Here is a 3,497-nt window from a genome sequence, read left to right on the forward strand (position 1 = left end):
CGTCGGAGGGTCGCGGCGAACGCCCCGGTCAACGCGAGGATCGGCAGGCCGATGAACAGGTGGACTATCGCCGCGGCCAACCCGTCGAGGAACGGCACCGTCACCAGCAGCGGCAGCGCCACCGCCGCGATGATCAGCAATCCGACGGTCCACGAGAAGAACTGCTGCGGGTTCGCCGTACCCACCAGCAGCAGGTACCAGAGGAGCCCGGCCAGGATCGCGGCCACCGCCCCGTAGACGGCGTACATGGTGGGGGTGTTGCCGCCGTTCGCCCATTGGTGACCGAAGCGGCCGAACGCCGCTTCGACCACCCAGGCGATCAGCCAGCCGGCGATCGCCGCCACGAGCGCCGTGGCCGCGACGCTACCCAGGAACTTGCCCACGTCGAGCGCGGGACCGCGGGGTTCACGTCGCTCCGGATAGGCGGCCTCGTTCGAGTAGGGCTCGTCGTACCCTGGGTCTCCGCCCATCTGCGAGTACGCGCGCGAGTCGGGCTGCCCCATGCGCCGCGTCTGGTCGTCTTGTCCGGGATACATCTGCTTCAACCGCCTCCGAATCGGTGTGGTGGTCACCGAGGGTAGTCCCTTTGTCCACCGACCTCCCGTCAGACGGGATTCGACCCCGGGGGGCGCACCGTGTCGACGACGCGACCCGCCCGACCGCTTCTCGCGGTCGGGCGGGTCGGAATCGGTTCCGCCCGGGCGGGCCGGGTCAGTGGTTGATGGTCTTTTCCACACCGACGCCGGTGAGGGAGCGGACCTCCATCTCCACCCGCTTCTGCGGGAACTCGTCCTTCTTCCCGATGAAGGTGCCGATGATGCCGAGCAGGAACGCCAGCGGGATCGACACGATGCCGGGATTGGACAGGGGGAACAGGGAGAAGTCGACACTGGTGATCATCGACTTCTCGCCGCCCGAGACCGCCGGCGACAACGCGATCAGCACGAGCGTGCTGATCAGACCGCCGTACATGGACATCAGCGCACCGGTGGTGTTGAACCGCTTCCAGAACAGCGAGTAGAGGATCGTCGGCAGGTTCGCCGAGGCCGCGATCGCGAAGGCGAGGGCGACGAGGAACGCGATGTTCTGCCCCATCGCACCGATGCCCATGATGATCGAGGCGATGCCGATCACGACCACGGTGATCCGGGAGACGCGCAGCTGGGCCTGTTCGGTGGCCTTACCGTGCTTGATCACGCCGTTGTAGATGTCGTGCGCGAACGATGCCGACGCGGTGATCGCCAGGCCCGCGACCACAGCGAGGATCGTCGCGAAGGCCACCGCCGAGATGATGCCGAGGAAGATCTCGCCGCCCAACGCGAAGGCCAGCAACGGAGCTGCCGAGTTCACGCCCCCGGGTGCCGCCTCGATGACGTCCGACCCGACCATCGCCGCAGCACCGAAGCCGAGGACGAGGGTGAACAGGTAGAAGGAGCCGATGAGCGCGATCGCCCAGGTGACCGAGCGGCGGGCCTCCTTGGCCGTGGGGACGGTGTAGAAGCGCATCAGCACGTGCGGCAGGCCGGCGGTGCCGAAGACCAGGGCGATCGACAAGGAGATGAAGTCGAGCTTGCTGGTCTCGGTGGCGCCGTACTGCAGCCCCGGCTGGAGGAGGTCCCTACCGGAGTTCGTGACCGCCTGTCCGAGGAGCTCCGAGAAGTTGCCCCGCACCGCGACCAGGACGAACAGACACATGATCAGCACGCCGCCGACGAGCAGAACGGCCTTGACCATCTGCACGTACGTGGTGCCCTTCATCCCGCCCACGAGGACGTAGACGATCATCAGGAGTCCGACGGCCGCGACGACGATCGCCTGCCCGGTCGAGTCGTTGATGTTGAGCAGCAGGGCGACCAGGCCGCCCGCTCCCGCCATCTGGGCGATGAGGTAGAACAGGCAGACCGCCAGGGTCGCCAGCGCGGCGGCCATGCGGACGGGCCGCTGGTTGAGTCGGAAGCTCAGCACGTCCGCCATCGTGAAACGCCCGGTGTTACGCATGAGCTCGGCGACGAGCAGCAACGCGACCAGCCAGGCCACCAGGAAGCCGATGGAGTAGAGGAATCCGTCATAGCCGTTGATGGCGATGGCGCCGGCGATGCCGAGGAACGAGGCCGCCGAGAGATAGTCGCCGGCGATCGCGAACCCGTTCTGCGGTCCCGTGAAGGTCGAGCCACCGGTGTAGAAGTCCTTGGTGGATTTGGTCGACTTGGAGGCGCGCAACACGAGGGTCATGGTGATGACGATGAAGACGCCGAACACGACCATGTTGAGCAGCGTGCTTCCGACCTGCTCCCCCGGGACTAGATCATTGATGGGAATCAGCCAGTCGTCCATCAGGCCACCTCACCTTCCAGCTCGTGGCGGATCGCTTCCGCGCGGGGGTCGATCACGCGGTTGGCGAACCGGATGTATACGAACGTGATGAGGAACGTGGTGACGAACTGCGCCAGCCCGATGATCAGGCCCCAGGTGATGTTGCCGAAGACCCTGGTCCCCATGAAGTCGGTCGCGTAGACGGCCAGGAGCACGTACATGAAGTACCAGAGGAGGAAGGCGATCGTCAGGGGGAAGACGAACGCCCTGAACTTGCTGCGCAACTCCTGGAATTCCGGGCTGGAGTGCATCGCCTCGAAGTCAGCCGCTTCCGGGCTGCGTCGGGACGATCCTCCCACCGGGGGATCAGCTGGTTGGGACACGGAGGTCCTCCGTTTCAGTTCTCTCGAGCCACACCCCTGTAGTGATGCGCCTCACAGAATGGGACTGGAGAAGTGTGACACGGGACACAAGGGTTTGCCGAGGCGAATCCGCCCGGCGCGGGCAGCCGGGGAAAAAGCGGTGGTGAGGCCACCCCCATCAGAGGGGGAGGCCACCTAATCCGGGGGGTCGGCGACGGTGACGGGGTCAGGCACCGCCCCGCCGGCTGATGGCGTCTGCGAACACCCGGACGATCTCGTCGGTCGTCCGCGCGACATGACTGCTGCCCCCGGTCGCCCGGGCGATCTCCGCCAGGGTCTCCGGGTCGGCGTCGTCGAGCAGGCCCACTGTCACCACGATCACCGGCTCGGACGGGTCGATCATGTCCCGGAGCCCGCGGAGGAAATCGTCCCGGGTCAGCTCCGACACGGTGTCGTTGGCCCCGTCGGAGATCACGATGATCGAGTTGATCATGTCGGGGTCGTAATCCGACCGGACCGCCGCGTAGGCGTCGAGCACGGTGCGGTAGAGATCCGTCCCCCCGCCCACCAACCCGGGGAGCGACGACAGGGCGCCCGCCAGCGAATCGCGGTGGCTCCCCTCGGGGGTGGGGGCGTCGAGGCGGCCGAGCGGAGCGACCTCGCGGTAGGGGCGCCCATCCCGGCCCGCGTCCCCACCGAAGGCCCACAGGCCGAGAGCGGCGTCGTCGGGGAATCGCGCGAGGCCCGCGCTCGCGGTCTCGACGAGTGTCCGGATCCGGGTGACCCCGGTGTCCGCCATGTCGAAGCCCATCGAGCCCGAGG

3 protein-coding genes and 1 pseudogene are annotated in these 3,497 nt (G+C 67.2%); all 4 read right to left on the bottom strand.

Features of this window, described 5'->3' with window-relative positions:
• The coding region (locus G6027_RS15370) for a hypothetical protein (RefSeq protein WP_346995766.1) at positions 1–572 on the bottom strand (572 nt) is incomplete at its 3' end.
• Between the two features lie 139 nt (positions 573–711).
• Positions 712–2,334: a cation acetate symporter gene (locus tag G6027_RS15375; protein WP_182637925.1), complete on the bottom strand. Its 1,623-nt coding sequence runs from the start codon at positions 2,332–2,334 to the stop codon at positions 712–714.
• Positions 2,334–2,624 (bottom strand): DUF485 domain-containing protein, encoded by a 291-nt coding sequence (locus tag G6027_RS15380; RefSeq protein ID WP_187702942.1) that lies wholly within the window; start codon positions 2,622–2,624, stop codon positions 2,334–2,336. The genes G6027_RS15375 and G6027_RS15380 overlap by 1 nt, the downstream gene beginning before the upstream one ends.
• Positions 2,625–2,901: 277 nt before the next feature.
• Positions 2,902–3,497 (bottom strand): annotated as a pseudogene (locus G6027_RS15385) (hypothetical protein); the annotation flags it as partial.

It is taken from the genome of Dietzia sp. SLG310A2-38A2 (assembly GCF_014145095.1).
In the GTDB taxonomy this organism is placed as follows: domain Bacteria; phylum Actinomycetota; class Actinomycetes; order Mycobacteriales; family Mycobacteriaceae; genus Dietzia.